This window comes from Vibrio sp. vnigr-6D03 (genome assembly GCF_002835515.1).
Lineage (GTDB): Bacteria > Pseudomonadota > Gammaproteobacteria > Enterobacterales > Vibrionaceae > Vibrio > Vibrio penaeicida.
On the sequence record NZ_PIZL01000023.1, the window covers coordinates 40,266 to 66,678 of the forward strand.

Annotated in this window: 26 protein-coding genes; 14 read left to right on the forward strand and 12 right to left on the reverse strand. The window is 42.5% G+C overall.

The window, feature by feature from the left end:
* Window positions 1-25 precede the first annotated feature (25 nt).
* Together CW749_RS19465 and narQ are read right to left on the reverse strand one after the other, a co-directional pair.
* A complete protein-coding gene (locus CW749_RS19465) occupies window positions 26-658 on the reverse strand; it encodes a response regulator (RefSeq protein WP_101113944.1) in 633 nt (210 codons plus the stop codon).
* On the reverse strand, window positions 645-2,363 hold the full coding sequence (narQ, locus tag CW749_RS19470) for a nitrate/nitrite two-component system sensor histidine kinase NarQ (protein WP_101113945.1): 1,719 nt from the start codon (window positions 2,361-2,363) through the stop codon (window positions 645-647). Before narQ ends, CW749_RS19465 begins: the two co-directional genes overlap by 14 nt.
* A gap of 258 nt (window positions 2,364-2,621) precedes the next feature.
* Between narQ and napF the strand changes: the two genes are divergently transcribed.
* The 6 genes from napF to CW749_RS19500 all read left to right on the forward strand — a co-directional run bounded on the left by napF (window position 2,622) and on the right by CW749_RS19500 (window position 7,193).
* Window positions 2,622-3,113 (forward strand): ferredoxin-type protein NapF, encoded by a 492-nt coding sequence (napF, locus tag CW749_RS19475; RefSeq protein ID WP_101113946.1) that lies wholly within the window; start codon window positions 2,622-2,624, stop codon window positions 3,111-3,113.
* Window positions 3,114-3,115: 2 nt separating this feature from the next.
* Window positions 3,116-3,421 (forward strand): chaperone NapD, encoded by a 306-nt coding sequence (locus CW749_RS19480; protein WP_101113947.1) that lies wholly within the window; start codon window positions 3,116-3,118, stop codon window positions 3,419-3,421.
* Window positions 3,418-5,907: a periplasmic nitrate reductase subunit alpha gene (gene napA / locus CW749_RS19485; RefSeq protein WP_101113948.1), complete on the forward strand. Its 2,490-nt coding sequence runs from the start codon at window positions 3,418-3,420 to the stop codon at window positions 5,905-5,907. Before CW749_RS19480 ends, napA begins: the two co-directional genes overlap by 4 nt.
* A gap of 75 nt (window positions 5,908-5,982) precedes the next feature.
* The gene (locus CW749_RS19490; RefSeq protein ID WP_101113949.1) at window positions 5,983-6,441 is read left to right on the forward strand and encodes a nitrate reductase cytochrome c-type subunit; all 459 of its coding nucleotides are present in this window, start codon (window positions 5,983-5,985) and stop codon (window positions 6,439-6,441) included.
* Between the two features lie 25 nt (window positions 6,442-6,466).
* Window positions 6,467-7,045: a NapC/NirT family cytochrome c gene (locus CW749_RS19495; protein WP_101113950.1), complete on the forward strand. Its 579-nt coding sequence runs from the start codon at window positions 6,467-6,469 to the stop codon at window positions 7,043-7,045.
* A 10-nt stretch (window positions 7,046-7,055) separates the two neighbouring features.
* Entirely contained in the window at window positions 7,056-7,193 is a 138-nt protein-coding gene (locus CW749_RS19500) for a TIGR02808 family protein (protein WP_101113951.1), read from the forward strand.
* Between the two features lie 110 nt (window positions 7,194-7,303).
* On the opposite strand, the gene phaC is transcribed toward CW749_RS19500, so the two are convergent.
* From phaC to CW749_RS19540, 8 genes are all read right to left on the reverse strand, one after another.
* Entirely contained in the window at window positions 7,304-9,109 is a 1,806-nt protein-coding gene (phaC, locus tag CW749_RS19505) for a class I poly(R)-hydroxyalkanoic acid synthase (protein WP_101113952.1), read from the reverse strand.
* A gap of 57 nt (window positions 9,110-9,166) precedes the next feature.
* A complete protein-coding gene (locus CW749_RS19510; RefSeq protein WP_101113953.1) occupies window positions 9,167-9,514 on the reverse strand; it encodes a phasin family protein in 348 nt (115 codons plus the stop codon).
* An 85-nt stretch (window positions 9,515-9,599) separates the two neighbouring features.
* Window positions 9,600-10,805, reverse strand: a complete 1,206-nt coding sequence (locus CW749_RS19515; RefSeq protein ID WP_101113954.1) for an acetyl-CoA C-acetyltransferase — start codon at window positions 10,803-10,805, stop codon at window positions 9,600-9,602.
* A gap of 24 nt (window positions 10,806-10,829) precedes the next feature.
* Window positions 10,830-11,570, reverse strand: a complete 741-nt coding sequence (locus tag CW749_RS19520; protein WP_101113955.1) for an SDR family oxidoreductase — start codon at window positions 11,568-11,570, stop codon at window positions 10,830-10,832.
* A gap of 809 nt (window positions 11,571-12,379) precedes the next feature.
* Entirely contained in the window at window positions 12,380-13,519 is a 1,140-nt protein-coding gene (locus CW749_RS19525; protein ID WP_101113956.1) for a conjugal transfer protein TraF, read from the reverse strand.
* Window positions 13,520-13,684: 165 nt separating this feature from the next.
* Complete coding sequence (locus tag CW749_RS19530; protein WP_101113957.1) at window positions 13,685-13,963, reverse strand: GIY-YIG nuclease family protein; 279 nt, start codon at window positions 13,961-13,963, stop codon at window positions 13,685-13,687.
* Window positions 13,960-14,622: a YceH family protein gene (locus CW749_RS19535; RefSeq protein ID WP_101113958.1), complete on the reverse strand. Its 663-nt coding sequence runs from the start codon at window positions 14,620-14,622 to the stop codon at window positions 13,960-13,962. Before CW749_RS19535 ends, CW749_RS19530 begins: the two co-directional genes overlap by 4 nt.
* A 41-nt stretch (window positions 14,623-14,663) precedes the next feature.
* Window positions 14,664-14,849 (reverse strand): hypothetical protein, encoded by a 186-nt coding sequence (locus tag CW749_RS19540; protein ID WP_101113959.1) that lies wholly within the window; start codon window positions 14,847-14,849, stop codon window positions 14,664-14,666.
* A 192-nt stretch (window positions 14,850-15,041) separates the two neighbouring features.
* On the opposite strand from CW749_RS19540, the gene CW749_RS19545 reads away from it, so the two are divergent.
* Complete coding sequence (locus CW749_RS19545) at window positions 15,042-15,356, forward strand: DUF496 family protein (RefSeq protein WP_101113960.1); 315 nt, start codon at window positions 15,042-15,044, stop codon at window positions 15,354-15,356.
* A gap of 308 nt (window positions 15,357-15,664) precedes the next feature.
* Window positions 15,665-15,919 (forward strand): YgjV family protein, encoded by a 255-nt coding sequence (locus tag CW749_RS19550; protein ID WP_101113961.1) that lies wholly within the window; start codon window positions 15,665-15,667, stop codon window positions 15,917-15,919.
* A gap of 165 nt (window positions 15,920-16,084) precedes the next feature.
* Here CW749_RS19550 and CW749_RS19555 read toward each other — a convergent pair whose 3' ends face one another.
* Window positions 16,085-17,209, reverse strand: coding sequence for an ROK family transcriptional regulator (locus CW749_RS19555; protein ID WP_101113962.1), 1,125 nt, complete (start codon window positions 17,207-17,209; stop codon window positions 16,085-16,087).
* Between the two features lie 118 nt (window positions 17,210-17,327).
* A complete protein-coding gene (locus tag CW749_RS19560; RefSeq protein WP_101113963.1) occupies window positions 17,328-18,158 on the reverse strand; it encodes a glycerophosphodiester phosphodiesterase family protein in 831 nt (276 codons plus the stop codon).
* Between the two features lie 245 nt (window positions 18,159-18,403).
* Between CW749_RS19560 and CW749_RS19565 the strand changes: the two genes are divergently transcribed.
* The 6 genes from CW749_RS19565 (at window position 18,404) to CW749_RS19590 (ending at window position 26,266) form a co-directional block, all read left to right on the forward strand.
* Window positions 18,404-19,465, forward strand: a complete 1,062-nt coding sequence (locus tag CW749_RS19565; protein WP_101113964.1) for an ABC transporter ATP-binding protein — start codon at window positions 18,404-18,406, stop codon at window positions 19,463-19,465.
* A 2-nt stretch (window positions 19,466-19,467) separates the two neighbouring features.
* Window positions 19,468-20,337: an ABC transporter permease gene (locus CW749_RS19570; RefSeq protein WP_201797020.1), complete on the forward strand. Its 870-nt coding sequence runs from the start codon at window positions 19,468-19,470 to the stop codon at window positions 20,335-20,337.
* Window positions 20,337-21,167 carry an ABC transporter permease gene (locus CW749_RS19575; protein ID WP_101113965.1) on the forward strand — a complete coding sequence of 277 codons (831 nt, stop codon included), beginning with the start codon at window positions 20,337-20,339 and terminating at the stop codon, window positions 21,165-21,167. Before CW749_RS19570 ends, CW749_RS19575 begins: the two co-directional genes overlap by 1 nt.
* A gap of 14 nt (window positions 21,168-21,181) precedes the next feature.
* Window positions 21,182-22,291 (forward strand): extracellular solute-binding protein, encoded by a 1,110-nt coding sequence (locus CW749_RS19580; RefSeq protein WP_101113966.1) that lies wholly within the window; start codon window positions 21,182-21,184, stop codon window positions 22,289-22,291.
* A gap of 300 nt (window positions 22,292-22,591) precedes the next feature.
* Window positions 22,592-23,818 (forward strand): ABC transporter substrate-binding protein, encoded by a 1,227-nt coding sequence (locus CW749_RS19585; protein ID WP_101113967.1) that lies wholly within the window; start codon window positions 22,592-22,594, stop codon window positions 23,816-23,818.
* Window positions 23,819-23,839: 21 nt separating this feature from the next.
* A complete protein-coding gene (locus CW749_RS19590) occupies window positions 23,840-26,266 on the forward strand; it encodes a PAS domain-containing hybrid sensor histidine kinase/response regulator (protein ID WP_101113968.1) in 2,427 nt (808 codons plus the stop codon).
* The last annotated feature ends 147 nt before the right edge of the window (window positions 26,267-26,413 follow it).

Consider the following 26,413-nt stretch of genomic DNA (forward strand, 5'->3'; position numbering starts at 1 on the left):
TGCATCATATTGCATTGGTATTTTGCTACCTAGGATCACCAAAATGCTCTAAATAGAGAATGGTAGCCGCTGTTCTGGAGGGCACTTCTAGTTTTTTTAGCAAGCTTTTCATATGAACTTTCACTGTGGACTCTGAAATAAACAAACTATCTGCTATTTGTTTATTGCGAAAACCCTTAGCGACTTCTTGCAGAATCTGTTGTTCACGGTCCGTTAATAGGTCCATTACAGATGGTTTATCACCTCTTTCGATTAAATATTTACGAACTTCTTCGCTATAAATTTGGCTACCGGACATGGATTCTTTAATCAACGCAATCAAATCATCTGGTTCAGTATCTTTCAGCAAATAACCGTCGGCACCTGCTTTAACCATAACATCAATGTCATTTGGACTATCAGATACCGTTAAAACCACAATTCGAGCCTCTATGTCTTCAGATCGAAGAGCTTTTAAGGTATCAAGACCCGACATGCCCTTCATATTAAGATCAAGCAAAATCAAATCTGGTTGTACTTTTAAAGCAATAGCAAGTGCATCAGAACCATTACTTGCCTCACCCACTACACTAAATTCGTCTTCAAAGCTCAGTAGTTGAGCGATCCCTTTGCGCATCAAAGGATGGTCGTCAACGATGAGTACATTACAGATCGTCATTTTGATCCTCTTTTACAGTGTAAGTTAATTGTATTTTGCAACCATTCTCTGGTTCGCTTTCTATCTCTATACGCCCGTTGAGCCTGCCTGCTCTTTCTTCCATAATGCTTAACCCATAATGATTCAGCTTTTGATGCTTAACATCAAAGCCAATACCATCGTCCACTACTATAACCCGCATTTCGTTGTCAGACTTTGTGCAGTTAACTTCTATGTGTTTTGCCTTGGCATGCTTCACTGCATTCAAAACAGCCTCTCGAACTAATTGAAGTACGTGGATTTGTTCATTGGCTTTAAGATTTAATGAGGCGACGTGGTTGTTAACAGTAATAATAGAATTCGTTTGCTCTCTCAGTGGAATGATCATTTGAATAAGCGCTTCATCAAAATTCGCGTCCTTAATTGAAAGGCGAAACGTATTCAGCAACTCTCTAAGTTGGGTATAAGCCCCCGTCAGCCCACTATCAATATCCGATATAATGGACGGCAGTGCGGCTCGTTTCTTATCTGATTCACTGTTAAGCATTCTCTTTAGTAAGCTTACTTGAATCCTGAGATAAGATAAGGATTGAGCGAGTGAATCATGAAGTTCACGTGCTATCGTTGCCCTCTCTTCCATTAGAATGAGGTATTCTTCTTGTTTTTGAGTCTGAGAGTAATAGATACCTTGAGTGAGTACTTGAATGATGCTGTTTATCAATTCTTGATCGGGGCACGGCAGCATAAACTGAGTTTCTAGTGTTCCCAGTACCTGATTATCCAATTCTAGCGTTGTACAATTCCATTTGTTATTTGGCTTAGCCATACCTCTTTCGATGACTTCGCTTTGCTGTGGATCGCCTAACGTCAACTTTACCGCAGCGACACCCTCTAAACTGAACATAAAATCAATGACTTTCTCGATGTGACTTTTTGTAATCCGAGAAACGTTAAGTGCTTGTGAGCAGTGATACAGCACTTGCAGCGACTGATTAGCATGGCGCAATCGGTGAGTTTTCTCTTCCACTGCGGTTTCTAAACCACGATAGAGGTGCCCTAACTCGGTGGCCATTGAATTAAATGTTTCCGTTAGTCGAGATAGCTCATTATCCCCAGACACGTGAAGGGCCACATCAAAGTTCCTATTTTGAATCTCGTAGCTCGCATGGCTTAACCTGTTTAGTGGGTTAACTATTTCTCTTCTCACGTAACGCACAACAAACGTCGAAATAATGAGGATACCACCTAACCCCACACCACCTATCCACGATAGCGTAATCAACTTCTGTTCTGAGTATTCTTGTAACCCAAACACGAATTCGTCGATCTGTTCTACAAAATCGGCGACCTGACCTAAATACACGTCATTCTGTTGGGAATGTAGCAAGGTATTGAGCTGCTGCCATCTTTGTATGATCAACATATATTCTTGCTGAATATCCGCTGGAACCGTCCAGTGCCGAAGGGCCGACATTGAAGGTGAGAACAAAGAACTTTCAAATTGCTCAACGTGCAAATTGAAATCAAGTGAATTACTTTGAATGTCGTACGCGAGCCGATAGCTTTGCATTCGCATCGATCCGGCAACATTTACCGCTTCCGCATCATTCAAACTCGATGCCAAAGTTAGAATCGCAAAACTCGTTGTCGTAATCGAGAGCAACAGGATGAGTAACAAGGCTTGTGCGACGGTGCTTGTCACAGGTTTTTTGGGTAACTTAAACAAAATTGTTTTCTCGTCTCGATTCCAAGTTCAAAACAATATCCTCGGTAGAAATCTTAGTGAACCAGTTATTTTGAACAAATTGCCAACCATCTCATAACCATTAGCGCTTGAATTGTTGATATTTTTATTGATCTAAAACAGTTTAGACTCTGATTACCCCTTTAGGGTTATTTAATCAATTGTGACTAAAACTAAACTATTTATGTGTAGTAATGAAGATCTGTTAACAGATTTTAATGGCTTATATAAGAGGTTGTTTTGGTTGATCAATTCCGCAGGCGTTTTTTTTCACGAAAGCAAGAAGCTGATACTCACCCTCGGCTGCCTTGGTTGAGTGGCGCTGTCGAATTTACCGACCAGTGTACACGCTGCAATAAGTGTGTAAATGAATGCGAAACACAAATCATCAAGCACGGCAGTGGCGGATTTCCAACCATTGATTTCGATCTTGGTGAATGTACGTTTTGTTATCAATGCGCCGACGTATGTCCAGAACCTCTTTTTCTTAGCCAGAATGAAATGGCATGGCAAGCCAAAGCAATCATCAATAAAGATTGTCTTGCCTCCAAAAATGTCGAATGTCGATCTTGCGGTGACCAATGCGAAACCATGGCGATTCAATTCAAACTCGCTGTAGGTAAGGTCGCCCAACCCGAATTAAACCTTGATGAGTGCAATGGCTGTGGTGCGTGCGTTTCTGTGTGCCCTACTTCATCCATCAATGTGAGCATACAAAATAACGAGAGATAACTATGTCACTAAATGAAGTGCATATTTCCAGCTTAGTGGTGCATGTGTCACCAGAACATCTGTCACAGACAAAGTCTCGAATCGAAGAATTTGAAAATGCAGAAGTTTTTGGAGACAGCCCTGAAGGGAAAATTGTGGTGGTTTTGGAAACAGAAAACCAAGGCTTCATCACAGACACCATTGACGCGATTAATAACTTGCCGGACGTCCTGAGCACAGTTTTGGTTTATCACCAAATCGAAACTGACCTAGACGACAAGGATGAAAACACTGGAACGCAACATTCCCAATTAGAGGGTGAAGTATGAAAATGACAAGACGTGCGTTTGTGAAAGCAAATGCAGCAGCATCGGCAGCAGCCGTCGCAGGTGTAACACTACCTGCATCGGCCACCAATCTGATTGCCAGCTCCGATCAAACTAAAATCACATGGGACAAAGCACCTTGTCGTTTTTGTGGAACGGGTTGTTCAGTATTAGTGGGAACTCAGGGCGGCAAAGTGGTCGCAACTCAGGGTGACCCAGAGGCACCTGTGAACAAAGGTCTTAACTGCATCAAAGGTTACTTCCTCTCTAAAATCATGTACGGAAAGGATCGTCTTACCCAACCTCTACTGCGAATGAAAGACGGAAAATTCCACAAAGACGGCGATTTTGCGCCAGTTTCTTGGGATACCGCCTTCGATATCATGGCAGAAAAGTGGAAAGATGCGCTGAAAACGCGAGGTCCTTCTGGTGTCGGAATGTTTGGTTCTGGTCAATGGACAGTAATGGAAGGCTACGCGGCAGCCAAAATGATGAAAGCGGGTCTGAGATCAAACAACATTGATCCCAATGCTCGTCACTGTATGGCATCTGCCGTTGGTGCGTTCATGCGCTCATTCGGTATCGATGAGCCAATGGGATGTTATGACGATTTTGAACACGCAGACTCTTTCGTACTGTGGGGTTCAAACATGGCTGAAATGCACCCAGTACTCTGGACACGTATTACCGACCGCCGATTAAGCTTTCCACACGTCAAAGTTAACGTCCTTTCCACCTATTACCATCGTTCATTTGAGCTTGCGGACAAAGGCTACATATTTGAACCGCAATCAGACCTTGCTATCGCCAACTTTATTGCACATTACATTATCGAAAATGATGCTGTTAACTGGGATTTTGTTAACAAACACACCAATTTCAAGCAAGCGACGACAGACATCGGTTACGGATTGCGCGATGACGATCCTCTACAAATGAAAGCTCAAAACCCTAATTCAGGGAAAATGAGTTCTATTTCCTTTGAAGAATACAAAAAATCCGTTGCTCCTTATACCGTTGAAAAAGCATCTGAAATGTCTGGAGTTTCACAAGAAAAACTCATCGAGTTGGCTAAACAGTATGCCGACCCAGACACTAAAGTGATGTCACTTTGGACGATGGGTATGAACCAGCATACTCGTGGCGTTTGGATGAACAGCTTGATCTACAACATCCACCTTCTTACGGGCAAGATCTCGACGCCGGGTAACAGCCCTTTCTCGCTAACCGGTCAACCTTCAGCATGTGGTACAGCGCGTGAAGTTGGTACGTTTGCTCACCGCCTGCCTGCTGATATGGTGGTTGCTAACCCTAAACACCGCGCATACGCAGAAAAGATTTGGAACATTCCTCCTGGTGTTATTCCACCAAAACCTGGATACCACGCTGTTCTTCAAGACCGCATGCTAAAAGACGGTAAGCTAAATGCTTATTGGGTAATGTGTAACAACAACATGCAAGCGGGTCCAAACATCAACAACGAGCGCCTTCCTGGCTACCGAAACCCCGAAAACTTTATTGTGTGTTCAGACCCCTACCCTACGGCAACGGCTCAAGCTGCCGACCTTATCTTACCTACAGCTATGTGGATTGAGAAAGAAGGCGCGTACGGAAACGCAGAGCGTCGTACTCAAGCTTGGTACCAACAGGTTGACACCGTCGGCGAGGCAAAATCTGACCTTTGGCAGGTAATGGAATTCTCTAAACGCTTCAAAATGGAAGAAGTTTGGACCGAGGAAATGCTAGCCCAAGCGCCTCAATACAAAGGCAAAACCATGTACGACATGTTGTTTGCTAATGGGCAGGTAGATAAATACCCAATAGAGGAAGCTCGTGAGTTAAATGACGATGCGCACCATTTCGGCTTCTATGTACAAAAAGGTCTGTTTGAAGAATACGCGGAATTCGGGCGCGATCACGGTCACGACCTCGCACCGTATGATGTTTATCACCAAGTTCGTGGTCTTCGCTGGCCAGTCGTCGATGGCAAAGAAACGTTATGGCGTTATAAAGAAGGCTCCGACCCATATGCGAAAAAAGGATCTGGATGGGATTTCTACGGTAAACCAGATGGTAAAGCACTGATCATTTCCGCGCCTTACGAAGCTCCACCTGAAACACCTGATTCTGAATTTGATCTTTGGTTATGTACTGGTCGAGTTCTTGAGCATTGGCACACAGGCACAATGACAAGACGAGTACCAGAGCTCTACAAAGCAGCACCTGATGCCGTTTGTTACATCCACCCTGCTGACGCAAAAGCGCGTGGTCTTCGCCGTGGCGAAGAGGTTCTTATGTCCAACAAACGTGGCGAAGTTCGAGTGCGGGTAGAAACCCGAGGTCGAAATCGCCCACCAGAGGGCTTGATATTTGTGCCTTTCTTCGACGCTAGAATCCTAATCAATAAGCTGATTCTTGACGCGACCGATCCGTTATCGAAGCAAACCGACTTTAAGAAATGTCCGGTGAAGATCACCAAGATTGCGTAACGCAAATTCGAAAGGTAGCACTGACCGCCATTGCGGCGGTCTGATCAGAATTTAGCCACAAGGCGGAGATTTAGAATGAAAAAACTCATGTTAACACTGCTGTCGGTGGGCGCAGTTTTAAGTGGAACAGCGGTTGCTGAACTTGAAAACCCAGGCGGAATCGGAGGTGTCGAATCCCTTCGCGGTGTAAGCGAATTGGAAACAACTCGCCCAGCAGACGATTTTAAAAAGTTCCCACGGGAACAAGTTCTGGAAAGCAGCTATGTTTATCAACCACCATTGATCCCTCATAACATTCGTGGTTATGAAGTATCTTTGAACGCCAATAAATGCCTCGCTTGCCACAGTTGGAAAAATGCAAAAGAAATGGGCGCAACGAAGGTCAGTGTCACCCACTACGTAAACCGCGAAGATGCCGTGCTGGCAGACATGTCACCAAGACGTTACTTCTGCTTGCAATGTCATGTTCCTCAAGCAAACGCAAAGCCGCTTGTAGAAAACGAGTTTAAGAGTGTCGACTCACTGAACAAGTGATTAGTCACTCCATAAGAGGCGAATTATGAAAATACTAAAAGCGTTTTGGAAGAGACTGATAAGCCCTAGTAAAGCAGCCGTAGGGGTTGTGCTTTTTATGGGTTTTGCCGGTGGTTTACTCTTTTGGGGAGCGTTCAACACGGGTATGGAAGCCACAAACTCGGAAGAGTTCTGTTCTGGTTGCCACGCACCAATCGTAGCTGAAATTCAAGAAACTATTCACTATTCTAACCGTTCTGGTGTTCGTGCTATCTGTTCTGATTGTCACGTCCCCCATGATTGGGGTGACAAAATTGTCCGCAAGGTTCAAGCATCTAAAGAGTTGTTTGCTCACTTTGTGTTAAAGACAATTGACACACCTGAGAAATTTCAAGATCGCCGAGCTTACCTTGCAGAAAGAGAGTGGTCTCGATTTAAGAACAACGACTCTTTGGAATGCCGAAATTGCCACGAATTTGAGTTTATGGACTTCTCTGAGCAAAGCACAAGAAGTGCCAACCAGCACTCAACGGCGTTGGCTTCTGGTGAAAAGACATGTGTCGATTGCCATAAAGGTATCGCGCACAAATTACCAGATATGCACGGCGTAGAAGGCTGGCAATAAGGAGATTTAAATGAGTAATTTAGAATCAATTATCTGGCATATGTTGGGCTATTCTGCAATGCCAGTCATCATTATTGGTGGTTTCCTAGGGGTCGCAGCCGTATCTTTATGGCTACTATCACTTGGAAAAGATAAAAAAGTAAATTGATAGAAACCTTTTCTTGCTGAAGCCTGTATGGCTTAAAAAAGAAAACTCCCACTATTGTGGGAGTTTTTGTTTTAAGCCAACTGTGTTGTTAGTATTATTTTTTCGAGATATTAAGCGGTTTCCGCGTCTTTCTCTTTTACTATGTCTTCAATCACTGGCAGCGTTTGTTTTACATAGTTTCCAGGAGCTAGTCCCAGTACTGGGTAGTCTTCATTACCTATGCTAAATGGCTCGCGCTGTTCTTCTGGGTTAAAGCTCAACAACCACTTGTTCCAATGCAGCCACCATGAGCCATCATGATGTTCAGCATTTGTCATCCACTCCTCAGCGCTGTCATCAAGATTATCGTTTGTCCAATACCCGTACTTTTTCTTGTCGGGGTGGTTAACAATACCCGCTATGTGACCTGATTCACCAAGTACAAACGTCTTGTTTCCGCCAGTGTTAAGTGCACCACGATAAGTGCCTTGCCACAGAGCAATATGATCATCTTTCGTGGAGATAAAGTAGCTTGGGATGCGGATTTTATTCAGATCAATCCATACACCGCCAATTTTTACGCCTTTGTCTTTAACAAGCTTGTTCTCTAAATAAAGCTGACGAAGAAGGAAATTGTGTGTTTTAGCCGCCACATTTGTACTATCACTGTTCCAGTACAATAAATCGAAGTCTACAGGGCTATTGCCCTTTAGGTAGTTATCAACGTAGTAGTTCCAGTATAGGCTGTTTTCACGCAATAGACTGAATGTTACGCTCAATGAACGCCCATCCATGTAACCTTGCAGATTGTTCTGGGCTTCAATCGCTTGAATTACAGTGTCATTGATATACGCACCCACTTCACCTGGTTGCGAGAAGTCCAATAACGTCGTAAAGAAAGACGCAGATTTGATGCGCTTTTTCATTCTTTTCGCGGCATAGTAAGCAACTGTAGATGCTAATACCGTTCCACCTATACAATACCCAGCAGCATTAATTTGCTCCTGACCTGTAATAGATTCAATGGCATTGACTGCTTTTACGACACCCTCGGTAACATAATCACCAAACTCAACGTTTGCCTGTGATGGACCTGGATTGCGCCAAGACATCATGAAAACGGCGTGGCCTTGTTCAAGCAACCACTTAACCAATGAGTTTTTCTCTCGTAGGTCAAGAATGTAATATTTATTGATGAATGGTGGAACAATTAGTAGCGGTGTCGCATTGACTTGCTCAGTAAGAGGGCAATATTGAATGAGCTCAAATAGCTCATTTTGGAAAACCACTTCCCCTTTGGTATTAGCGACATGCTCACCGATTTGGAATGAATCGGTATTGGTCATGCGAATTTTAAGGATGTCTGCACTTGCTTCAACATCTTCTCTGAAGTGCTGAAGGCCTGTTACCAAGTTTTCGCCATTCTTCTCCATCGTCAGTTTCAGTAACTCTGGATTAGTTGCGATAAAGTTGCTTGGTGACATTGCGTTAATCGTTTGACGAGAAAAGAAATTCAACCTTTCTTTGGTTTTCTCGTCTAATCCTTCAACTGCGTCAATCGTGTCCATATAGGTACGACTGAAGAGTAAGTAAGATTGCTTAATGAAGTTGTAATAAGCGTCTTCTTGCCACGCTTTGTCCTGAAAGCGTTTGTCGCCTTTTTCAGATTCTATAACCGAACCTTGGTTGGCTTGGAGTGCTACTTTTTGCCAAATTTCCAGTTGCTGCTCCCACCACTTGGTCTGAACTTCCAGCATTGCTGCTGGTTGTTGAGCGGCTTTTTCTAGTAATTCGGTGGTGTCTTCAAGGCTGATTTCTTGCATTGCCTTGTTTAGAGGAGTGTTTACGGCTGCCTTGCCTTGCTCAAGATCTTTCCACCATTGCTGGTTGCTCTCTTGGAGCTTAACAAGGTAGTCCGATAAGAAGTTTTGAAACATGATAAAACCCTTTAATCGGATCAAAAAAACGCCACCCAATAGGGTGGCGCCATCATCTTAAGCTGGAGTAGAAGCTTTCAGATTGTCTGCAGTAATAGTCTCAACATCATCTTTAAATTCAGTGGCAATAGACTGCAGTTTATTGCTGTCTTCTGTTAGCTGCTGAGAAAGGCGAGTAAGTACAGATAGCTGCTGGTTGCTGAAAGAAGCCAAAGAAGTTACATCTCTTACTTCACTTGCTGCTTTCATCTGAGAAAGACCTAGCTCGCTGTATGCGCGAATGGCATTTAGGTGTAGCTCAGTAACTACCTCAGCGTTTTTTGCGACTAGTTTGTTGAACTTTGTGTAAGGTTCAAAAGTTTTTTCAGTTTGGTCAGTGAATGCTTTAAAAATATCTGTGTACATGGTGTCTCTCCTGATAAACAATTTTCCATTGAGTGAATCGATTTCAATTCATTTGAGGCAGTAACCTCAATGAGTAAAATAGTCTTTAACTGCGTTTAAGTACCACAGCCGTTCCCATTCCACCGCCAATACATAACGATGCCACACCTGAGCTGCTGCCCTGACGTTCCATTTCATGGATTAGAGATACAATGATTCGGTTTCCAGACGCCCCTAGAGGATGACCTAGTGCAATTGCGCCGCCATTCATGTTTGCTTTTGAAAGAATCACGTCTTTTTCAACTTCGTGATGCTCAGCAAGTTGATGAACAACGCCGAGAGCTTGAGCAGCAAACGCTTCATTTAGCTCAAACACATCAACATCTGAGATAGAAAGTTCAGCTTTACTTAGGGCTGATGTCACAGCTTTAACCGGTCCTAACCCCATGACTTTGGGATCTAGACCTGTCTGTGCGTAAGAAGCCAGTTCGCATAGAGGTGTTAGGTTTAAGCGCTTTACAGCAGACTCCGATGCAACGACCAATGCACTCGCACCGTCGTTAATACCGGATGCGTTGCCAGCGGTTACCGTACCTTCTCTATCGAAAGCAGGTCGTAGTTTTTGCAACCCAGCTAGGCTTGCATCCACTTTTGGGTATTCGTCGGTATCAAATGTGATCGTTTCACGGCGGTTCTTAACTTCAACAGGAACGATTTCTTGCTTGAATTTCCCTGCCTCAATCGCAGCAACGGCTTTTTGTTGGCTCGACAACGCATATTCGTCTTGAACCTGACGAGTTAAACCAACTTCTTTAGCAATGTTTTCAGCAGTAACACCCATGTGGTATTGGTTGAAAACATCGGTTAAGCCATCTGAAACAAGCAGATCTTTGAAGTTAAGATCACCCATTTTGTGCCCTTGGCGTAAGCTTGTTGGGGCAGCAAAAGGAATTTGTGACATGACTTCAACGCCCGCAGCAACAACCACTTCTGCATCACCACTTCGGATATGAGAAGCCGCATCCATCAACGTTTTCATACCACTGCCACACACCATGTTAACCGTGTATGCAGGTACGGTTTCTGGCACACCAGCAAAAATGGCGGCTTGACGCCCTATGCTCATGCCTTGACCAGCAGCAACTACATTTCCAACGATTACTTCATCAACGTCAGAAGGTTGAACATTGGCAGCTTCTAGTGCTCCTTTGATTGCTACTGCACCCAGTTCACCAGCAGGTGTATTTTTCAGAGTGCCGCCAAACGCGCCAATGGCAGTACGCTTTGCCGCGACGATATAAACTTTTTCCATTGTAGAATCCTTAGTAACTTTGAATTAACTCATGTACAAACCGCCATTTACCGACAATGTTTCACCGGTAATGTAGGCAGCTGCGTCGCTTGCAAGATAGCTAACCGCTTTTGCGATCTCCTCTGGCGTTGCGAGTCTCTTCATTGGGATTCCACTCTTAATGGACTCAAGTACGTCTTCTCTAATAGCCGTCACCATAGGCGTAGCCGTGTACCCAGGAGCAACAACGTTAACTGTTACACCTGCACGCGCACCTTCGGCAGCCAGTGACTTAGAAAAACCGATCATCCCTGCTTTTGCAGCAGCGTAGTTGGCTTGTCCGAACTGACCTTTTAGACCGTTTACTGAGGAAATATTGATGATTCGCCCACCGCCCTTTTCGCACATTGCAGAAAAAAGAGGTTGGGTAACATTGAATAGGCTATTTAAATTGGTATCGATAACTTCGAACCAACTGTCAGCCGACATTTTTTTGAAGACTCCATCTCTGGTAATTCCAGCGTTATTAACAACAACATCTGGCGTACCTTGCTCTACGAGAAGTTTCTCAAGCCTTTCACTGCATTCTGCAGTGTTCGTTACGTCAAGTTCAAAGAGCAAGACTTGCTCTTCGGTGAATTGCTTCTCATCGAACCATTCTTTTGCACATTGATAATTACCAGTGTAGTAAGTCGCAATAATACGATAACCTTCACTAACCAATTGAGTGCTAATAGCCGACCCGATTCCTCCCTTGGAACCAGTGATCAAAGCGAGTTTTTCCATTAATGACTCCGTTCTTACAACAAGCGTGACGCAAGACGTCAAAACCAACTGACGTTATTTTTAACGTCTCAATGAGATTTATTCTTAATCTATTTAATACGTTCAAAGATTCAGATTTATTTTTAATTTAATAGAATTCTATGACGTTTTTATTTCTTGTTATTTAAAATAAGCAACATTTCTAATAAATCTACTTACAAAGTTTGGTTTATCACCAAAACAAGATCACTATCTCAAATATCATGCACTTATGTTAACGAAATACTGAATAAGAAACTTATATTTTACATTTTAGAAACGTAATTGTGCGGATTTTAATCAAACCCTATATTAATCATAAGGTTACAAACGTTATATATAGATGTATTATTTAAAATCACAAAATATATATTCATTGTTATAAAACACATTAAAGAGATGCGAATAAATAAATTCATTATTCTTCATCCAATTACAGTGACAGTTATATCATCAGATATTAATTTTAGGTTAAACACATCTATTATTTATAAAATACAAAGGAGTATATAATTAAGAGTTATTTACTTTAATATAAATACAGAAATGGAGAAAAATAATCTTAGGATAGATTTTTCATTCCCTATTCATTCAAAACTTTGATATTAAAAGTTGCTGATTTGAGAGCAAATGGGAGAAATTACTTCAATTATTTTTTGTAAAAATGAATACCACACTTGGTCGTTTTTCAGTAGAAAAGCCAGTTATAAAACAACTTGGATCATTCAATCTACATTTCCAATGTTGTTTTATAACTGGCTTTCAGGTGAGACACTTGCTAGAGGTAAAATTTAGAACGTGAAAGCTAAACTGCCTGAAGCGCCAAACTGATTGTTTCCTGCGTAACTACCTGCGAGATCAATGTTAACCACATCAAAGGGACTGAAACCTAGCCCAAATGTGACAGAATTGTCTACTGTACTTTTGGTATCAATCTCATAACCTAATCGTAATTGAGCCCAGTCCCAAGCGTTCGCTTCTGCTCCGAGTCGGACAAACTGAGTATCATCATCGACTCCTACAAAACGCGTTTGAGCCGTTAGATCAGCATCTGCTGCCAAGGTAAAGAACTCTGAAACAAAAGCTCCCCCTACTGTTATCTGTGGAGACAGTTCGTATACAAAGTTTGTTTCAGTAGTTATTGATTGTTTTAGAACGTCTTTAATGGCTAACGCCCCTCTAAAATTATCTCCGAGTAACCATACCGCGCCCAAATCTAAGTTGAATGCTGACTCTGTTGTTTCTCCTTCATCATAGTCATTGATTTTGAAGTCATTAACATTAATGTTTTGCGAGTACGTAGTCAGGTTTTGAAACTTAGGAGTCACACCAAAAGAAAACTGCTGACCACCAACGTTAAGTTGCTTAGCTAACGCTACCCCTATTTCGGTGTAACCAAAAGCAACCAAATCTACATCGGTGTTTTGAACTCGCTGCGTCGTATCCGTAAGACCATCAGATACTTTCGACGCTACGTTTGTTACCCCAATGACTTCAACGTAACCGGCAGTAAATAGGTTCACAGACACAACTTGAGTAGGAATTGCTACCGCCACTCCGAGGTTTCCAGACGCGGTAAGGGGCTTGTGACCAGACAATGAATCTAGTTGACCATTTAGCTCTTGGAGCAAAGCTGTGCTAGGTGATGACTGAACTTTTTCAAAGGTATTTTGCACATCATCAATGAGTTCTATTGCGTTATCGGTATCCCGTACTTTCACTCCACCTGCGGGAATAAGCAAAGCAAAGTCATCTGAATCTTCACTGACCGCAGAAAGCGCCGGATTGTAGAATGGAGCCACTAAGTATTCCCCTGAGGCAACCCCAGTATTCCCCATACCATTTCCACGTCCATCGGCGACATGATTAGCTGCGCTGACAGACAGCGACAACAAAGATAAGCCAAAAACCACTGCATTTTTGTTATTCATAATCTATTCCAATTATTATTTATATAGCTCAACTATTTTCATAAATGATATGAAGATAATCTCTCTTTCAATAGATTAGTGTAATGTATGACTTGAGTTGCGACCGCGATTTAATGTGATCTATAACGCCTTTTAGAAAGGTTGAACCGGATAAGTAAAAGAATGTTAATTTAGGAAAGTAAGAAGGGATTCACCAGAAACGAGTTTTTCTTTCTGTACTTTTGGCAATTGCTTGATTTTGTACTCTAGTTTTAACGCCGCACTTTTAGAGTCTGCAACATAGAACCACTCAAGTGTTAAGGGCATTTTTCCGCGTAAAAACTTTGCCCCTTTACCCTGTTGATGCTGGCGAAACCGACGAATGACATGATCGGTTACGCCACAATACAAAGACGCGTTTTTGTCTCTTACAAGGTAAACAAACCAAGCGTCTTCACTTATCATTGATTCATTAGCGCTCGAAGCTGGGCAAGAGAATCCTTAAGCTCAGAAATTTCCAATTTAAGCTCAGCCACTTCACTTTCTAGCGCATCTACTCTCGTTGTATCGCCAGAAGACTCGATTGAAGCAGTAGCAAGAGATTCGATATCAACTTCACCACAGAATAAGTGCTGATAGCGAGATTCACGTTTTCCTGGCTCACGAGGCAGTTTTACAACTAACGCCCCCTCTTCACGCGCAGCAAGCCCTTCCAGCACACTCTCTGTTTCTTTTACATCAGTAAAGGTACAAAGCCTGTTTGTGCGTGTACGAAGTTCTCCTGGCGTTTGTGCTCCTCTGAGCAGCATGCAGCAAACTATCCCTTTTTCTTGCGCAGAAAACTTCAAGCTTCCAAATTCTGTATTACAGAACCTATGCTGATACTTCGCTGCACGAGAGTTAAAGCTACTTTCGTCGGTCACGAGTCTACGTTGTATAAGTGAGTCCAACGCGTTTTGTACATCACCTTCAGATAAGGAAAGCACAGGGTCTCGATTGCTCTTCTGATTACATGCAGACGTTAAGCTGTTTAAAGTAAGCGGGTAATGATCTGGCGTAGTCACTTCCTTTTCTATTAAGCAGCCAATCACGCGAGCTTCAATAGCGTTTAATTCAATGCTCATTCAACCTTCCTTTTTGTTCTACCCCTGATACTAACCCTCATCTAGTGGTTAGTGACCAAAGGAATTCGTTGTGGCTTGCCATCCAAAGATAGAACAACTATTTTACTTCGGCTCAGTTCTATCTCGGTAATTTCTTGCAACTGACGACCTGTTTTATACGAGGAACCCAGTTTACTTCTTGCGGAAGCACAGTTCTCTTTAGTGTCGCATTCATCAATAGGTGTCATAGTTTCGTGGTAATTGTTTAAATACTTAGGAAGATGATATAGCGGTTCAGGAGTTCAACACAACTGTTCTCAGATTGTATGTTTAAATTTTCATCATAAGATGCAAGGGATTGATCTAAAGTCTGTTAAGCGTTCCTGCATTATGTTTTAATCAAAAAAAGTTACTCGTTTTGATTTTGGGGAAAAAATCCTATGAACAACGTATTTGAAATCGTTAACCAAGCTCGTCGTAAAAACAAACTAAAGCGTGAGTTGCAGGACAACGATAAGAAAATTCGTGATAACACTAAGCGTGTTGATCTACTAGAAAACCTATTGGACTACATCAAGCCAGAAATGAAGCCTGATGAAATCGTCGCTATCATCAAAAACATGAAAGCCGATTATGAAGATCGCGTTGATGACCACATCATTAAGAGCGCAGAAATCTCTAAAGTTCGCCGCGACATTAGCCGTAAGATCCGCGAGCTAACAGAAGCAGATAAGCAAACCCAAGGTAAAAAATAAGCCGACTTGCTTATCCAAACCGCTTTCGAACCCCTGCTATGCAGGGGTTTTTGTTTTTTGCTGCGAAGAACTTCCACGCCAAATCTTGTTGATTCGGTTCAACACAAATCGGTATACAACATTTATTTTTCACGTTTAACGTTTGCGTAATCGCTTACTTTCACTTTCCTTAACACCTTGTATTCCAGACCTATTCAGCTCTTGTTATAGTTAAACAAAATGACCATTCGGGGCAAGGATAACCCCCACCATCTCATGAAGAGAAGAATTGGTAGCTGTAACACCGATGAGACTATGAGGGTCAATTAATGGAATTTAGCACTGTAGAAATTTTAGGTTACGCATCGTCGATCATGGTAGCGATCTCGCTAATGATGAAAGACATCGTATTACTTCGAGTACTTAACTTTATTGGATGTGCACTTTTCACAAGCTATGGCCTAATGATCGACGCTATGCCTGTTGTCGTTACCAACGGATTTATCGCTTGTGTGAATGTATACTTCCTTCTCAAAATGTATAACGAGAAAAAAGCTGAAAACTTGGAAACGGCAAAAGCGTAAATACTTTTCCCTTACCGATTGAAGTGCAATCAACTTTATTAAGAATAATTGCTAAATAGCTAACATAGAAGAAAGACCCAATAGCATTGCCATTGGGTCTTTTTTATTTTCGAAAAAGGAAGCACTGAATTTGATAAAAAAGCACTAAGCTTGATAAGAAAAGCACTATGTTTGATAAGAAAGAGTCTGAAATACGGGATACATACTCGCCCCGTAGGAAGACAAGTACTTTCCAACTCTAGAAGGCGCGATCTCCGCTACGGGGTAATCAAAGCGGCTGTTCCACTCAGTAGTTAAATCCATTTCTTTAATCAATGCATCGCTTATTGCCTTCGGTGAGGTGCCGCCAATAACAACGCACTCGGGATCAAACCAGCTCAGAGTAAGCAGTAGTGCGGGCATCAACCGTTCTGCTGAGCGTTTTATCCAATTCGCGACAATCGGGTGAGAGATGTCGGGAATATCTTCCAACTTCACTACATCTAACCCTGCATCTTGAAGTTCAATGATCAGTTCTCGAAGGCACGGTCTCAATTTGTCACGCCGATTAAAAAATGTTCCAATTTCACCGGCATTGTTGTGCCTACCTGAATAAAGTTTTCCATCCATGATCACAGCCCCGCCGATGCCGTGACCAATTTCTATCAGAACCAAATGCTTTGTCTCTTCCCAAAGCCCGGAATAATATTCACCGACTGCAGCCACCTTACAGTCGTTATCGATCCAGACCGGATAATCGAACTGGTCTCCGAATAACGCCGCTAAATCAACATTTCTCCAGTGCTTCATCTGATCGATGGTGTGAACACATTTACCATCAGACATATGTGGACCAGGCATCGAAACCCCTATTCCCAGAATTCGAGCATTCACTAATCTATGCTTTACCGTTAGTTTCTCTATCGATTTCTCAATGAGAATAATGGTGTCCTTTACAGGTTGAGATTCGTCGTAAAAAATTTCGACACGATCCAATACCTCACCAGTAAAATTGGCAAGCGCTAAGTCAATCTTTGCGATATGAAAAGCCACACCAAACGTAAAAGCCGCATAAGGCGACAATGAAACGGGCTTTGCTGGCTGCCCACGCCCGCCCTTAACTCGCTCACTTTCTTGAATAAGCTGCAAGCTCAATAGCTCTTTACAAAGAGTCGTCACAGAGCCTGTGCCAAACCCTGTTAACTCGGCAATCTTTGTTCTGGGCAAAGAACCGTGTTGACGAACAACGCCAAGAACCTTTTTTTGCCCTTCTGTTAGGCTAAGTTGAAGTGGTTTAATTGGAGACAACATGTTCCGATACTGATTCCTATATACTGCTTTTACTTGATAAATCACGTGAGCTTATTGAGCGAGTGTCTGCTGACCTTTCTCGGTTACACTATATTCTCTATGTTCAACATTCGATATTTTAGACGGGTTCAAGCCCTGCTTCGTAAACCAAAGATTTCAGCATTGCTATGTCATCATGGCTGATCATATCAATGAGTCCGTTGCGTAACCAACCAATTATCTCATTATGAACATCATAACCAAAGTGCCGATTAAAATGTTCAGTAGGAGATAAACCATTACTCATCGTTGGCAAAAACATTCTGACGCACAACCCTTCGTTCTTATACGCCAGTAAATCATCGACATGAACATGAGGGTATTCAACACAAACACAGTCCGCATTAGATGCCTTAACCGCTGCAAGCTGATCATTGTAACGTGCCAACGTCACAACTTGAATGTTCAAATTTTCTATCGAGCTTTTTGCGATATTGAGTAGAACGTGATCGAACGAAAGAAGTTGAATGTGTTCGATACTACCGGGTAACGATTTTAGTAGTTTATCTAGCTCGCTAATAAATTCCTTATGCCGCTTACGTTGTTTAACCTCAACAACCAATCCAACCCCACTATCCATTGCCCACACTAAACATTCTCTAAGCGTTGGAATTTTAGTTCCGGCAAACGATTGATCAAACCAACCTCCAAAATCGAGCGTGCTTAAATCTGAAAAACTCATTTGCTCAACATACCCCGTCCCGTTAGAGGTGCGGTCGACACTATGGTCGTGGATAACAACAATTTCATTGTCTGTGGTCATCGCTACGTCTATCTCAATGGAATGCGTTCCTTCTTGCAGTGCTCCCTCAAATGCAGGAAGCGTGTTTTCTGGATAAACATGGCAATACCCCCTATGACTATTAACGAGGACCTTTCCCAAATGAGCCACATGGAAATTAAATGACATACAGCAACCTTATTCTTTGTTAAAAAGTTTAATAAAACTGTAATCCATCTATGATTGATGTTCAATCTCTTATTGTTGATTATTTTACCACCACAAAATGATATTAAATATCAGTTATATAAAAAATTTCAAGTTGACATAAAGTCTTTATTTGTCCAATAAATAGAAGCTCGTCACAATATTTTCCAGATTCATTGATTAGGATTATTCTTTGTAGGCAAGTTTAATAAGGAAGAAAAAAGCCGATGTTGCAAATTAAGGATGTGACTAAAAAGTTTGGAGACTTTGTTGCTTCAGACAATATTTCATTTGAAGCAAAAGCCGGAGAGTTTGTTACGCTTCTGGGTCCAAGCGGATGCGGAAAAACCACTCTTTTAAAAATGATAGGTGGTTTTCTGCCTTTGGATTCTGGCGAAATTCATATCAATGGGCACCAAGTCGACCAACAACCACCCGAGAAACGAAGCACAGCAATGTGTTTTCAATCTTATGCCCTCTTTCCACATTTGAGTGTTTCCCACAACATCTGTTTTGGGTTGGTTCAGAAAAAGATGCCGATAGAGGAGCAACGCACAAGGTTGGCTGAGGCAATCGCCCAAGTCGGACTTGAAGATCATAAGGATAAGCTACCATCCCAACTTTCCGGTGGTCAGCAACAACGCGTTGCTCTAGCACGAGCTATGGTTATGCGCCCAGATGTAATCTTGTTTGACGAACCATTATCAAACCTTGATGCGAAACTTCGTGAAAGTGTCCGTTTTGAAATCAAATCGCTCCAGAAAGAGCAAAACCTTACGACAGTTTATGTCACGCATGATCAAGCTGAGGCGTTGGCCATGAGCGACAAAATCGTAGTGCTGAATAGAGGCTGCATTGAACAGATAGGCTCGCCTGAACAAATCTATTTTCAACCTAAAAACCGATTTGTAGCGGACTTCATCGGGGCCGCAAACATTCTTCCAGCCAAGGTTTCTCATACCGATACCAACAATTTATACAAAGTCGAGTGCGAACTTGGCATCTTTATTACCCAATCTGACACCGCGCCCATTTCAGAAAACATTTACATTTGTTGGCGCCCTGAGTCGGCTCATGCAGCACTTAACGACGACGAAAACCAGTTCCAAATTCAAGTGGAGAACCTTGCTTTCCTTGGAAATATCACCGACTTATTCGGACGAGCAGCCGACGAACCTAGCGGTCAAAAAATTCGAATTCAGCTCCATCAAAAAATGACCTGCAAAGCTGGCGATAAAGTCTCGTTTCAACTACCTAGAAACGCGATACGTTTTTTGGAGGAGGTATAGCCGTGAAAGCCTATGTTCTTCTTATTCCAGGCTTAGGGGTAATTCTGTTCTTGATGGGCAGCGCTCTTTATGCCGTTATCGCCCAAAGCTTTGGCATGGTCAGCCTGACAGGTGAATCATCATTCACGTTTGCTTTTTGGCAAGAGATGATTTCCGATCCAATTTTACAGCGTTCTCTCGCTTATTCATTACGCACCTCTACTCTAGGCAGTTTGGGCGCTATCATAATCGCTTACCCCATTGCCATGTGGTTAAGTAAGCCATTACCCGCAAAACCACTGCTTATCGGTGTGTTGCGTGCTCCAATGTTTGTACCGGGGTTAGTCGCCGCGTTCTTACTTATTAATGTCATCTCGTATCACGGCATTTTGAATGAAGGGCTGATGGCTTTAGGCCTTCTCGATAAACCACTTCGCTTAACAAACGATAAGTTTGGTTGGAGTGTGATCCTATTGCAAATCTGGAAAAATGTCCCATTTGCACTCATTTTATTGGGCGGTGCTATTAATAGTATTCGGAGTGACATTCTCCACGCTGCAGACGATTTGGGAGCCTCTCGTTTTTCAAAGTTTAGGCAGATCATTTTCCCGCTCACCATTCCCGCATTGCAAGCGTCTTTGATATTGATATTTATTGGTGCCCTTGGTGATTTCGCTTTTGCTTCCATCGCGGGTTCACGAAACGCTTACTCGCTCTCTATGCTGATGAACTTTACCGCGACGCAGTACTACGAATGGGAAAAAGCCGCTGTTATCGCCATGGTTATCATGCTTGTTGCTGTTATTTCCGCAGTCGTCATTACCTTAGTCACCCAACCTTTCGCAACCAAGACTCGCTCCGTTATTACGACCATTCAAGGGAGGGATTCGTAATGACTAAAAACAACAAATGGGTCATCTATCTAAGTGTCGGTTTTTTCGTTGTGGTAAACGTATTGTGGCTCGGAATCCCTTTTGCAATGGCTGTGCTTTGGTCTTTGGTCGACCCTGCTCATCCCTGGAGTTTCCCCGATATTTTCCCACAAGTTTTATCTTTTGCCCGATGGTCTGAGATTTGGGAAACCACCTCTCTCGAAGAAGCTCTTATCAACAGTTACACCGTCGCTCCCGCTGTTGCGTTTCTTACGGTTTGCCTCGCGACACCGACAGCCTATGCGTTTGGGCGGTTGGATTTCAAAGGCAAGAAAACGGCAGAGATTCTAACGTTACTGCCAATGGTTATGCCTTCAATGATACTGGCTATTTTCTTCAGCGGAATGCTCCTCCAGCTGGGTATTTCAGAACCTTATGTCAGCATTGTTATCGCACATACGGTGCTTGCTCTTCCCTACGCAATTCGTATTTTAAGCGCTGGGTTTAGAGCCGTACCTCAAGATGTTATCGATGCATGTGCAGATATGGGAGCTAGCCGCTTTACCACCTTTCGTCATGCCTTCATGCCGATGCTGAAACCGAGCATGCTGGCTTCACTCATCTTTTGTCTGGTGATCAGTATTGAGGAATTCAATATGGCTTACGTATTGGGTGCCCCCGACTTTATTACCGTTCCAACCATTTTGTATTCCTTTCTGGGGTACTCATTCATCCGTCCGGATGCGGCTGTGGTGTCACTATTTCTAGTGATTCCTAACGTCATACTTATGCTCATTATTGAGCAACTTTTAAAAGGAAATTACTTGTCCCAATCCACGGGCAAAGCTTAGTAAACGAGGAAATTATGTTGAAATTTACCCCATTAAAAGCGCTACTAGCTGGAATGCTGGCTTGTGTCGCGACGTCGGCATCTGCATACGACGTCACTAAGATGACATGGAAAGAAATAGAAGATCAGGCAAAGAAAGAAGGTACGGTTAGCTTTGCGGTATGGTACCTGCAACCCGGGTGGCGTGAGTTTGTAAAAGGCTTCGAAGATCAATACGGTATAAAAGTTCGAATCCCTGAAGGCACATTAGACGGAAACCGAAACAAGCTGATTGCGGAAAGTAAGCGTGAAAAAGGAAAGCTTGACGTCATTGCTTTAGGGGCTTCGAATATTAAGATTTTCTCTCCAGAAAAAGTGCTTTTAAAACTGGATGTATTACCTGAGATTACAAACCTTAACACGGAAAGTGAAGGGTTTGACTCAGAAGGTTACGCGGTCACATTCTGGGGTAACCAAACCGGCATTGCGTACGATCCTTCACGTATCAAGGAACAAGACTTACCTCAAAGCTTTGAGCAGCTGAGCCAATACATGGAAACCAACTCGAAATCATTTGGTGTGAACGACCCAAATGGCGGTGGTTCCGGCGGTCGGTTTATTGAAGCGGCGATAAGAAATTATTCTGGAGAACCGAAAGGCAAAAAACTCAGTTCATCGGTCACTCAAAAATGGGGTAAAACTTGGGACTGGTTCAATCAATATGAAGATAACATGGTGATTACGGCTTCCAATGCCGACAGCCTAACACGAATCAACGATGGTGAGATTGTTCTTGCTCCTGCATGGGAAGATCACCTCGCTGGCTTGCAAAAGCGGGGAGCAATAACCTCACGTCTGAAGTTCTACATCCCTAAATTTGGTATGTCAGGTGGCGCTAATTTTGCGGCTATTGCCAAAAACAGCCAAAGAAAAGCAGCGTCTGTGCTTTTCTTACACTGGCTAACCAGTGCTGAGACTCAAACAGCCTTGAATGCGAAATTCGGTGTTGCACCACAACATCCAAATTCAGACTCCAGCCAAGCACTCGTATCTCAAGAAATGCGTAGTCGCTCTACTCAACCTTTTAACGCTATTTACGGAAAAGAAATGAGTAAGCAATTTACGCAAAAGGTACTAATGAAGTAACTATGTTCTGGCTCAATAGGCTACTCCCTTCTATTGAGCCATATTCAATCTCCCCTCAAAAACAGATGTGGAAGCATCTGTTTTTCTTTATTCAGATCTAATCTTGCATACCCTATTCATTTCAAGAATCAACGACCAAAGTGGAACGACGTTGCTTAAAGAGCTTCCTGACTCTTCGGGAATTACTCGCTCAATCTAACACTTTAGAGTTCTTTACACGTTATATCCAAATGGATACCAGAATAGCTTCTATACTCTAAGAAAAATCAAAACTTTTATGTACATAAGACGGTTAGGTATATGAATTTTTCACACAGATTATTGGGTCTTTTCGCTACACTTTTCGTACCATTTTATTCTTCTGCTGGCGCATCTTCCATCAACATTTACCTTGACGCCGATCGATCTAACTACATTGAGTCCGCTCGCTCTATTGAACAGGGTGTAAAAACGGCATTCCAAGAAGTGGACAACACCATTCAGGGGCGCGAAATTAATTTCGTTGTTCTAGATCACAAGGGTAATTCTGTCCGAAGTAAAAAAAACATGGCCAAGTTCCTTAACGATCCTGATGCTTTGGTCATTTTTGCAGGTCTTCATTCGCCCCCATTGATCAAATACCGAGAATACATAAACAAAAAACAAATACTGACACTGGTGCCTTGGGCTGCTGGCGCGCCTATTACGCGTTATCCGAGTAAACAAAATTGGGTATTTAGGCTATCCATAGACGACAAAAAAGCAGGTGAGAGAATGGCCAGCTTTGCTGTAAAAGACAGAAAGTGCAAAACCCCACATCTATTATTGGAAGAAACACCTTGGGGAAAATCTAATCAAAGAAACATGACGCTAGCGATAGAAAACTTCGGACTCACCGAACCCAAAGTGACTTGGTTTAACTGGGGGATAAATGAATCCGGTGCACGAATTAAAATTAGGGAAATAAAAAGAGCTAACGCTGATTGCATCCTAATGGTTTCAAACGCATCCGAAGGTGTTCAAATCGTTAATGCAATGGCTTCTATCCCTTTAGAAGAAAGGCTTCCAATAGTCAGTCACTGGGGTATTACGGGTGGAGACTTTGCAGAGAAAGTACCTCACGCTATTCGTTCTCGGCTCGATCTCTACGTAATTCAAACCTGCTTTTCATTTCTATCTTCTCCAGAAACTTCGTTGTCCGCTAGCGTACTTGAACAGGCAATACAGCTATTTCCATCAGAAATCCAAACGCCCAACGATATAAACGCTCCTACAGGATTCATTCATGGCTACGATTTAACCAGAGTTCTGATTCAAGCGTTGTCTCAAATAGAGCTTAGTGAAGATATGGTCGAAAACCGCGCCATGCTTCGGTTGGCCCTTGAAAGCGTTGATACTCCCGTTAAGGGGTTGGTGAAAACATACCACACACCTTTCAGCGCATTTTCAAAGGATCAACCTGATGCTCATGAAGCGCTTGGGTTAGAGGATTTATGCATGGCTAAATTCAATCAATCAAACAACATTGCTGTAATTCAAAAAAATTAATGTACGTTGAGGAGATTGCGTTTGCTTAAGTCTTTATCGGCAAGACAACTATTTATACTGTTTATTACTATTGTCGCTGCACTGTTCGCAGGAATCGGTGGCATGGTGATCAATCACCAAAGCCGAGTCGCACTCACATCAATTCAGTCAGAAGCCACCAAACTTGAACAGGAGTCGGCTAAACGACACGTTTTGCTATACCTTCAAGATAGAGAAACCGCGTTCAAGCATTTGTCTTCCTCCCCGGCTTTAGTCAATGCAGCAATGGGAAACTCGGTCAGTTCACAAGAAATATTTGATCACATAAAAAAAGAGCGCATTTTTAATGACTCTATAAAAGTTGCCTTGTTCGACATAGCGAGCGATCTGGTGTTTAACGAGATTGACTTTTCTTATCGAGAGCAACTTTCCCTCGACTCAGTTAACAAGATACTAATAGACAATGGCTCGCTGATTGTTTCTCTTGTCCAAAAAAATAGAGAGCAGTTTTTCTGGATGTACGTTCCCATTACGTATAACAACTCTGTAGAAGGCGTGTTTATGGTGGAGTTTAAATTCAACAACCAAGACTTCTTTTCAGGGCTAATGAAGGATGGTCAGCGTTGGATTGCACTTCAGCAACTCGAAACTAACGTTAACCCTCGCCCATCACAGGCGTTTCCTTGGCGAGTGTTCGAAGTACCGGTCAATCAGTTTGGTTTAACTCTTCTGTATGGCATTAATACCGACTTAGAAAATCAGCAGAGAAGTACGCTACTCTACAACCTTGTCAGTACGACATTCATCGCCTTTGTTGCGTGTTTAATTGGCGCATATCTATTTGGTCGAAAACTACTGGTTCAACCTTTCGAAGAACTCGCGTTGTCTCGTCAGCAATTGGCAGAATCTTCCAAGCAGCTCAAAATACAAGAAGAGGAATCTCGTCGGTTAGCAAAAGTTGCTAGGCACGCCAAAGATGTCATCATCATTACTGATGTAAATGGAAAAATTACGTGGGTAAATAACGCATTCACTCACCTTACTCAGTATAAATCGGAAGAAGTTATAGGGAAGAAACCTGGAAATTTACTCCAAGGGAGAAAAACTAACGCAGACACCAAACGGCGTATTCGGGAAGCAGTAAGCAACAGCCAAGGCATAAGAGAAGAGATTCTAAACTACAACAAATCTGGCGAAACGTACTGGATAGACATAGATATCACCCCAGTTTTAGATGAATGCGGCGTCATTGAAGGGTTTATCGCTGTAGAAAGGGATATTTCAGAGAAACAAAGACTGCAAACTTCATTAGAAGAAGCAAGAGACAAAGCAGAAAAAGCGAATTCAGCAAAATCTCATTTTCTCGCAAGCATTAGCCATGAGATACGTACTCCCATGAATGGTATTTTAGGTATTGCACAGCTCATAAACAAAACAGAGCTGACGGATACCCAGCAAGAATACCTCGATACCCTACAAAGCTCTGGCTCTCATATGATGTCACTACTCAATGACTTACTCGACTTTTCAAAAATTGAAGCTGGGTTACTAGTATTGGCGCCGGAAAGCTTTTCCCTATTGGACCTCATCAATGAAATTGAAACCACATACACGCCACTTTGTATAGAAAAAGGGATTGAGTTTGAATGTCGGCATTCTATAGACAGTTCAGTGTGGCTATTGGGTGATGATGGCAGGATTCGACAAGTTCTGACTAACTTAATCAGTAACGCTCTTAAGTTTACAGAAAAAGGCAGTATTACCGTAGAAGTGAGCTTGAATACGCTGCCTGAAAATATGCAACCTATGCTTAGTGTCTCTGTATCAGATACAGGAATAGGTATTGACCCAAGTAGGCAAACAGAAATTTTCAGCCCATTTATCCAAGCGGAAAGTAGTACAACAAGAAATTATGGAGGAACAGGGCTTGGGCTCGCTATTGCTGATCAAATATGCAAGGCGATGTCTGGAAAAATTGAGTTACTCAGTGAACCAAATCAAGGAAGCCAATTTATTGCTAGTTTTGCACTGCAAGTGGGTCACTCAGAAAAAATGTTAATAGAAGAATGCCAGTCTGAATATCAAGCAGAAGGGAAAAAAGCACTCATTGTAGAAGACAACCGGGTTAATAGCATGATCATGAAAAAATTCCTTCAAACACGTGGCTTCGATTGCGATTTTGCGGCAACAGGTAAAGAGGCCATAGACTTAGCAGAAACCAACTTCTACCCAGTTATCTTGATGGATAATCACATGCCAATTATGGATGGTATACAAGCCACAACGATCATTCGCGCACAAGAAGTAAAAGGTAGACAACCGATTATTATCGGCTGTACCGCAGACGCCTACGCAACAACTCGCGAAGCAATGATTAGCGCTGGATGTGATGATGTTTTGGTGAAACCGGTAAAAGAAACACTGCTCGATAACATGCTACATCGGTTACATGCTACATCGCTTAAATAGCGGTCGACTCGCAAAGCACCGCTAGCTAAAAACAACCAAACCATTGATATTAATAAATAAACAATCAAACCAACAACAATAGCGTGATTCACTTCCCTATTTTTAATCGTTTATTGCTTCCTCTTCACCATGCATACCCATATAGAA

Coding starts and splice junctions, on each gene's coding strand:
- CW749_RS19465 (WP_101113944.1), bottom strand. CDS start 658: ATGACGATCTGTAATGTACTCATCGTTGACGACCATCCTTTGATGCGC.
- CW749_RS19480 (WP_101113947.1), top strand. CDS start 3,116: ATGTCACTAAATGAAGTGCATATTTCCAGCTTAGTGGTGCATGTGTCA.
- napA (WP_101113948.1), top strand. CDS start 3,418: ATGAAAATGACAAGACGTGCGTTTGTGAAAGCAAATGCAGCAGCATCG.
- CW749_RS19490 (WP_101113949.1), top strand. CDS start 5,983: ATGAAAAAACTCATGTTAACACTGCTGTCGGTGGGCGCAGTTTTAAGT.
- CW749_RS19495 (WP_101113950.1), top strand. CDS start 6,467: ATGAAAATACTAAAAGCGTTTTGGAAGAGACTGATAAGCCCTAGTAAA.
- CW749_RS19500 (WP_101113951.1), top strand. CDS start 7,056: ATGAGTAATTTAGAATCAATTATCTGGCATATGTTGGGCTATTCTGCA.
- phaC (WP_101113952.1), bottom strand. CDS start 9,109: ATGTTTCAAAACTTCTTATCGGACTACCTTGTTAAGCTCCAAGAGAGC.
- CW749_RS19510 (WP_101113953.1), bottom strand. CDS start 9,514: ATGTACACAGATATTTTTAAAGCATTCACTGACCAAACTGAAAAAACT.
- CW749_RS19515 (WP_101113954.1), bottom strand. CDS start 10,805: ATGGAAAAAGTTTATATCGTCGCGGCAAAGCGTACTGCCATTGGCGCG.
- CW749_RS19520 (WP_101113955.1), bottom strand. CDS start 11,570: ATGGAAAAACTCGCTTTGATCACTGGTTCCAAGGGAGGAATCGGGTCG.
- CW749_RS19525 (WP_101113956.1), bottom strand. CDS start 13,519: ATGAATAACAAAAATGCAGTGGTTTTTGGCTTATCTTTGTTGTCGCTG.
- CW749_RS19530 (WP_101113957.1), bottom strand. CDS start 13,963: ATGATAAGTGAAGACGCTTGGTTTGTTTACCTTGTAAGAGACAAAAAC.
- CW749_RS19535 (WP_101113958.1), bottom strand. CDS start 14,622: ATGAGCATTGAATTAAACGCTATTGAAGCTCGCGTGATTGGCTGCTTA.
- CW749_RS19540 (WP_101113959.1), bottom strand. CDS start 14,849: ATGACACCTATTGATGAATGCGACACTAAAGAGAACTGTGCTTCCGCA.
- CW749_RS19545 (WP_101113960.1), top strand. CDS start 15,042: ATGAACAACGTATTTGAAATCGTTAACCAAGCTCGTCGTAAAAACAAA.
- CW749_RS19550 (WP_101113961.1), top strand. CDS start 15,665: ATGGAATTTAGCACTGTAGAAATTTTAGGTTACGCATCGTCGATCATG.
- CW749_RS19555 (WP_101113962.1), bottom strand. CDS start 17,209: ATGTTGTCTCCAATTAAACCACTTCAACTTAGCCTAACAGAAGGGCAA.
- CW749_RS19560 (WP_101113963.1), bottom strand. CDS start 18,158: ATGTCATTTAATTTCCATGTGGCTCATTTGGGAAAGGTCCTCGTTAAT.
- CW749_RS19565 (WP_101113964.1), top strand. CDS start 18,404: ATGTTGCAAATTAAGGATGTGACTAAAAAGTTTGGAGACTTTGTTGCT.
- CW749_RS19575 (WP_101113965.1), top strand. CDS start 20,337: ATGACTAAAAACAACAAATGGGTCATCTATCTAAGTGTCGGTTTTTTC.
- CW749_RS19580 (WP_101113966.1), top strand. CDS start 21,182: ATGTTGAAATTTACCCCATTAAAAGCGCTACTAGCTGGAATGCTGGCT.
- CW749_RS19585 (WP_101113967.1), top strand. CDS start 22,592: ATGAATTTTTCACACAGATTATTGGGTCTTTTCGCTACACTTTTCGTA.